Below are 6427 nucleotides of genomic sequence, written 5' to 3'. Positions count from 1 at the left end.
AAACCGATTCAAACTCTGAATACTCTTCTTTAAAAAGCTTGGGGGTATAATTTACGGTTTCCCCACACCCCAATAAGGAACAAAAGCTATCCCTGCTTCCATATCTGTGAACAAAATTATCGTACAACTTTGCAATTGAATCTTCGTTTTTTGCTTTATGGAGTATTGCCCGCTGCCCTAATGGTGGTGATATAAGTGCACCTGACAAATCTTTAGATATGTCGAGAGTGGCAGGCGTATGAGTTTTTACCGGCTCTTGTTGCCCATGCGAACAACCCAACAGTAGGGTTGAGACAAGAAAAATGATTATTTTATTCATAGATATTAGAAATTCTCCGAAAGTTATAAATATGTAAGTGATGATTATGTCTAGGATTTGTGGTATGAACTGAATTTGGAAGCAGCGTATTAGTATTATCGTTGCTACTCGTATTTACTCGGTTGGAGAAATACTCTGACCGAAAGCTTTGAAAACCGTAATCAATTAAAATCTTACAAAAGATTACTTGATTATCATAGTCAAAACTAGCATCACTTAATAAAGTCCTCTCTCCATTTTCATTAATAGATAAGTAATTTAAATCACCGGCATTGCCATTTACATGTTCCGCACTGGGGAAGCAAGAATTATCTTCAAAAGAAAATCCTTGAGAAACGATAAGATGTGCGTGTCCTTCCTGACTAAATTGAGCTAAGGCGCCTAAAAAACCTGCAAATATATCCATTCGTATATGCCTTCTCCTTGTATTCATAAAACCGTATCGTATTCGTGTACCTCGATTATCGTAATTAAACTCTTCAAATATATAATTATTAACTCTCCGTGTAGGTAAAGGTGTATTAAGAAATTCCATGCTTACTAATTTAGACGAGCCTGGTTGATTTCCATACCATCTGTCTCTTCCTGTAGGCGAATTGTGTATGCTTAAAGTACCATTTTCATATATTTCAGACCTTATAGCGTCAATATCTTCGCCTAAACGCCTATTTTCAGCATAGCTTATAGTTTTTAACAATCTTCCCCTCAAATGGAGGGCTGGGATTGTAGCCACTCGTCTTTTATTGGTAACTGTTACAATATCTCGTTGGCAAAGGATATGTTCATTATCATTTAGATCATAATAATAATAGACTACCTTATCAGATGTATTATTTTCTACTCTGCTGATTCTCCTGCGCATAGTAACACGTGTTCCGTCTTTGATGAAAGTAGTATTTGAATTAAAATTAAAGCTATTACTTCCATGATAAATATCGAAAAAATTTCGATTTACCACCCTGAATTGTTGGTTTTCTGACGATAAAAAAGTCCCTCCTTCGCTTGTTTCTCTGTTACTGTTACCATAGGCGCAGTTTCCGCGGTTTCGTTGTACTCGCACTTGTACGGTGCCATTGGTGGTGCCTAAGCGTGTTGCCCATTCATCGAAGATTGCTCGGGTGCTTGGGCGGAGTTGCAGTTTTATTATGGCACGGTGAGAATGATCGGCTAAGTTAGTATAGGGGCAGGCGCCTGTGTTATTGTTCAGGGCATCAAAATTGCCTACTACAGCGGTAAGGGTTTGTGCTGAGGTATATTGGCGGGATGCGTTAAAGTACATGACTTCTAATGCATTGGTATTACCGGTGAGTGATTCGCTCTGTATTTCTACTCTGATTTGTTCGTTAGGGGTTAAATTTCGAGTTTCGAGTACTAAATAGACCGTCTTTCCTAAAATGGAATCGTAAGTAATAAGGTTATTTTGTCCATCTCGTTGTGGATGAGCGGAATCTATCGGTTCAAAAAAGACTTCTGTGCCTACTACTTTTTTTTTGGCAAAATATACATTGTATATTCTGTGTAAATGGTCGTTGGGGGGGGCAGTTTCGTTAATACCGGCGGTTTGCCCTGTTCTGGTAATGGTAAGGGTTGTATTTCCATTTGTGCTTTGGGATGAGTGGGTGCTGTTACCTGCACGGGTTGTTGAGCTTGAGCTGCTTGAACTGTCGCCTGGTGAATTACTACACGAAGTAAAAAACAGACAGAAAAATAGCGCCATAATAAAAGCAGCATGGAAACGGCGAGCGCCATATTTATGGTCTAACTGTTTTTGTAATTGTACGGCATGTTTTAATTGTTTATATTTCCTCATGGCGTATAGTTTTAAGTTGATAGTTTATTTTTTTTTCATAGTGTTTTCCAAAGGTAAAATGGATGGTAAAGGAAGCGTCTTTTACCGTGCCTGATGAAGTAAGATTATAGTTTCCTTGATATTCTTCTAAGCAAGGAAGAGCCTTTTCGGATGAGATTTTAATACCTTTCAACGCAAAAAGTTTACGTAATCCGTCAAGGTCGGGCGTTTGGTGTAAACTGCCGTTTAGTTGGATATTGGTTGAATTTTTTTGCAACGTTTCATTAATATAAAAAATGGTATTGGGTATCAATTGTGTATTCCTAACGATAGGATCTTGTTCATGAGCAAGCGGTAAATATAAGGAAATAGCAGGGTAGTAATTAAGGGTGAGTAAAACCCTTTGTTTATCTGTATATAAATTTCTATATTCCAAAAAATCTGTATTGTCTGTGTATTTTTTAGATAGTTGATCTAAAATTAATTTTGCTTTCATTTGCACTTCGTTAAAGTTTGTAAGGTCGTGCAGAGTGCCTTGTGGTGAGATTATGATTTGTAAATCGGAAGTAATCAGATCTAATTTCTTATGTATGATTTTATCGGTTTCCGACATACGAGTGCTCCAATATTGGGTTTTAAACGTTTCCCAACGAACGTTAAAAAACTCTTTCACCGGGTAACGAGTGCAGTATATGAGTGCGGTTTTATCGTTCCTCTCTTCCATGCCATGGATGAGGGTCTGCTCTTCCTGTAAAAAGCGGTAAAATTGTTGTGTTGTTTTGGATTTATAGGGCGGTGCGGACGTCATTGAAATTTTATTTTTTCATTTTTCAATTATTTATTATTTCGGTATGGTGAAAAGCTCTTTTAACTCAGTCTCATATAAATCATCAAAATTGTAAATTTTCTTTGAAACAACTTTTCCATTCTTATATTGAGTTACGATTTTATAGTCTTTGCCGAATTCATCAGGATGATAATAGGTGGTTTCGATTAAATCGCCTTTTTCATTATATTTTTTCCATAAACCAACTTGGATTCCTGTACCATTATAAATTCCTTGACATCCTGATAATTTTAGTTTTCCATTTGGGTAATATTCTGTTATAGGTTTTTCACATGAAGTACTGTCAGTTGATACAGTTGGCGGTATCTGTGCAATGCTAATAGTTTTTTCTATATAAATGTAATTTTTATCTTGCTGATAATCTTGAGGTATAGATGAGTAACTTGCTATTAATTTTTTCTTTAACTTAAAGGTAAATGTATTTTTTTGAAAAGTAATAGACATAAATTCTTTTAATAAATATCTACCTGAATCACTTCTTGGTTCATTAATTAAAAAATCTGATATGATTTTCTCATTTTTAACTATGATAACCTTATACCATTGAGTACCTATATCTGCTGTTGCTTCAATGACAAAAACTATATAAGGAGAATGTTGTGAAGATGAATATTGATAAATCTTGAAACCGGGACCGTCGTACTTTTGGGTTTTATGATCGATCACACCTATCTTGTTGTTATTTGCAAACAGGTTAAAGGTCTCGCTTGTATCACTGTAGGTAAACCTATATTTTTTGCTTTTAAATAAATTTCCGGACTCATCAGAATCTAACACTTTGAATTGATTGAAATCAATACTAGTTGTTTGACTATATTCTTGCGTGACATGATTTATTTTAGATATTGGGTTGGATGTGGAATGACTTTTACATCCAACTAATAATAAAATATAAAGAAATATAATTAATTTATTCATTTTCTTTGTCTTTCCTTTTTTACTTTGGTTTGTTCTTCTTCATTGATAGGTTTTAATCTTACGAAAAAAGCAGGATTATATCTATTTATTAAACATTTGCCATTACCCAAAGGTTTTTTTGCGATTTCGAAATGTAAATGAGGATTTATTACCCCTTTTGCATTTCCTGTATCACCAGAATAAGCTATAATACTTCCACTTTTTACTTCACCAGATGTTAATACAGCAGAATTTAAATGAGCATATCTTAAATAAATATAATCTGCATTCATATCAAATTCTGGCCCGGATTCTATTTCTTTAGGAAATTCAAGCTTATAGTCTCTTCTTGATGACCTTAAATCTTCCCCTTTAACTTTTAAAACAAGAACATTACCATAACCTTTTTGACCTTCATTGGAATAACTCACTATTTCACCATCTAAACATGCTTTACATGGTGTATTTATATTAGCAAATATATCTAATCCTTGATGAGCTTTATCTGAACCATCAGCGTATTTTCGTACCATACCAAATGCTCCATTTTGTTCCTTATGAATAGCTGAGGAATTATAATAGGTTCTTTGAGGGTTATCGATTGGATCATGCCATATAATGGGGGTAATTTGAAAACTTTCATTTTCACCGATTAAAAAATCATAATACCTTGACCCCTTAACCGTATCGAATTCCCCCGTAAGAAAACTTTTAAAATTTACCTTTGTTGCGTTGGTATCTTCTATTTCTGTTCTTATGGTTAAATGGGTACTTTTATTTTCAAGACTATTTAATTTGTCTTGTAATTCTTGATATTTTTTATCGTCTTTAGGGCGAAGTTCTATTTCCTTGGTATAGGTAATGGAGCCGTCTAGGGTATATTCCATTTCTGTTTTTTCTTCACCATTGACTAAAAAAGGAACCGGATTATTGGAATACAGGTTTTGGGTAGTATCGGTATTTTCAATTTCCTTAAGACTGAGCACTAATTTACCTTTTCGGGGAGTACCGTAACATTTGGCAACGAGGTAGACTTTATCACCCAAAGAGGCTTGATTTAATTTTACATAGGTATATTCATTAGGTTTATTCGGGGCATTTACTTTTTTTGCAAAATAGGCATCCGCTACATTTATAATAAAATCATCCTGATGAACCATATCATAGACAATTTGATTGGGGTTGGCTGTATAAGAATCCACTATTTCGGATTGATCGTTAGAGGATTTTATATTTTCTGTCGGAAGGCTTTCGTTTTCCATTATAGGATGTTTAAGTTGTTAGGTTTATTTTTTTAATTTAATGTTTACTTACCACCATTCATATTTATGAGGGTGATAAGCATAATAATCGTTTGTTTACTACACAATCTTTAATTCAATTCATCAATTTCTTTAGCCACAAATTTGCGTTCGACAAGTTCACCGTCTTTATAGGTTTCTGTGTACAAAAGTTTGCCTTTTTTGCGAGTGGATAAGATGGGTTCATTCAGTTCATTATATTGTTGTTCTAATTGATAAAATTTCCAAATATTAACGGGCAAACCATTTTTATATTCGGCTTCTAAGTAAGTATTGTTATGACTATAACCGTTTGGCTTCATTTCAATCCATAAACCTTCGCGGGTATGGTTTTGAACTAAGCCTTGCTCTTCTTGGTTTTGAAATGGACCATTTTCGTCATAATAGCGGATAAATTTGCCTTGGGAGGAGAGTTGATATGTTGTTATTTCAGAAGCAAAACTATTTATCTCATCATGTTCAAGTTCCCTAATAATTATTTTTTCCTTGTTATAATAGAAAAAACGATAACTTCTGCCTATATCACTTCCATATTTGTAAGCTACTACCAACTTATCTATAATTTTATCGGCAGAAATAGAAATAATGGTTTGTAGGGTAAATTTAGATTCGTATTCACAAGGATTACATTTTAAATCAAGGGATTCAGTGGTAAGTAGAAACAGATCAAAATGAGGCGAATTAGCTAATTTCTCTACATGAACTTTAATCTCTTGTTTTAAAATATCATCAATAATATCAGAATAGATATCATATGGGATATTAAAAACCTGTTTTAAATTTTCAATAGTTAAAGTAATCGAATAGGATTGTTCTGATTGGGACTGCTTATCTAAATTTCCGGCTAATTCATCAAAAGCCTTTTCACTCCCCGAATGTTCATTTTCTGTTTCTGCATGTTCCCAATGTGTGGCAAAAGGATATAAAACATGTTTATCACCAATTGGTGGGCTGGCAAGGGGAGCTTGCATAATTTGGGTAATAAAATGGTCTTTTTTATTTTCTGTTTTAATAATCGGTTGGCTGTTAACCATTTGTTTACAACCTATCATAAATAGAAGGGTGATACATACTAATATTAATCTCATTGCTAATATTCCTTGTTTATTTTTTATATAATGGTTTCCAGAGAATTGCTGTCAAAAATCCCGGCATGTAGGTGAGTATCATGTTCAGAATTATATATTTGCGCCCCTAACAGCCAATTTTGTCTATTTTCAGCGGCAATAACTTGAGTAAAGCCCCAATCAACAAACGCATATAATAAATCTTGT

Annotated in this window: 6 protein-coding genes; all 6 read right to left on the bottom strand. The window is 34.1% G+C overall.

Annotation, left to right across the window (positions count from 1 at the left end; genetic code table 11):
- Nucleotides 1–319: hypothetical protein (locus GQ590_RS12565; protein WP_237397874.1), on the bottom strand; the 319-nt coding region annotated here is incomplete at its 3' end.
- Nucleotides 312–2129: a hypothetical protein gene (locus GQ590_RS11460; protein ID WP_160409138.1), complete on the bottom strand. Its 1818-nt coding sequence runs from the start codon at nucleotides 2127–2129 to the stop codon at nucleotides 312–314. The genes GQ590_RS12565 and GQ590_RS11460, both read right to left, overlap by 8 nt.
- Nucleotides 2116–2916, bottom strand: a complete 801-nt coding sequence (locus GQ590_RS11455; protein WP_160409140.1) for a hypothetical protein — start codon at nucleotides 2914–2916, stop codon at nucleotides 2116–2118. Before GQ590_RS11455 ends, GQ590_RS11460 begins: the two co-directional genes overlap by 14 nt.
- Before the next feature lie 33 nt (nucleotides 2917–2949).
- Complete coding sequence (locus GQ590_RS11450) at nucleotides 2950–3873, bottom strand: hypothetical protein (RefSeq protein WP_160409142.1); 924 nt, start codon at nucleotides 3871–3873, stop codon at nucleotides 2950–2952.
- Nucleotides 3870–5114 (bottom strand): M23 family metallopeptidase, encoded by a 1245-nt coding sequence (locus tag GQ590_RS11445; protein WP_160409144.1) that lies wholly within the window; start codon nucleotides 5112–5114, stop codon nucleotides 3870–3872. Before GQ590_RS11445 ends, GQ590_RS11450 begins: the two co-directional genes overlap by 4 nt.
- 110 nt (nucleotides 5115–5224) lie before the next feature.
- The gene (locus GQ590_RS11440; RefSeq protein WP_160409146.1) at nucleotides 5225–6241 is read right to left on the bottom strand and encodes a hypothetical protein; all 1017 of its coding nucleotides are present in this window, start codon (nucleotides 6239–6241) and stop codon (nucleotides 5225–5227) included.
- Nucleotides 6242–6427 lie beyond the last annotated feature (186 nt).

Origin of the sequence: Gilliamella sp. Lep-s35, assembly GCF_009795845.1 — a bacterium.
Classification (GTDB): Bacteria; Pseudomonadota; Gammaproteobacteria; order Enterobacterales; family Orbaceae; genus Gilliamella.
The sequence above is the reverse complement of the archived record's forward strand: the minus strand, read 5'-3'. Positions and strand labels throughout refer to the sequence as shown.

Coding starts and splice junctions, on each gene's coding strand:
- GQ590_RS11460 (WP_160409138.1), bottom strand. CDS start 2,129: ATGAGGAAATATAAACAATTAAAACATGCCGTACAATTACAAAAACAG.
- GQ590_RS11455 (WP_160409140.1), bottom strand. CDS start 2,916: ATGACGTCCGCACCGCCCTATAAATCCAAAACAACACAACAATTTTAC.
- GQ590_RS11450 (WP_160409142.1), bottom strand. CDS start 3,873: ATGAATAAATTAATTATATTTCTTTATATTTTATTATTAGTTGGATGT.
- GQ590_RS11445 (WP_160409144.1), bottom strand. CDS start 5,114: ATGGAAAACGAAAGCCTTCCGACAGAAAATATAAAATCCTCTAACGAT.
- GQ590_RS11440 (WP_160409146.1), bottom strand. CDS start 6,241: ATGAGATTAATATTAGTATGTATCACCCTTCTATTTATGATAGGTTGT.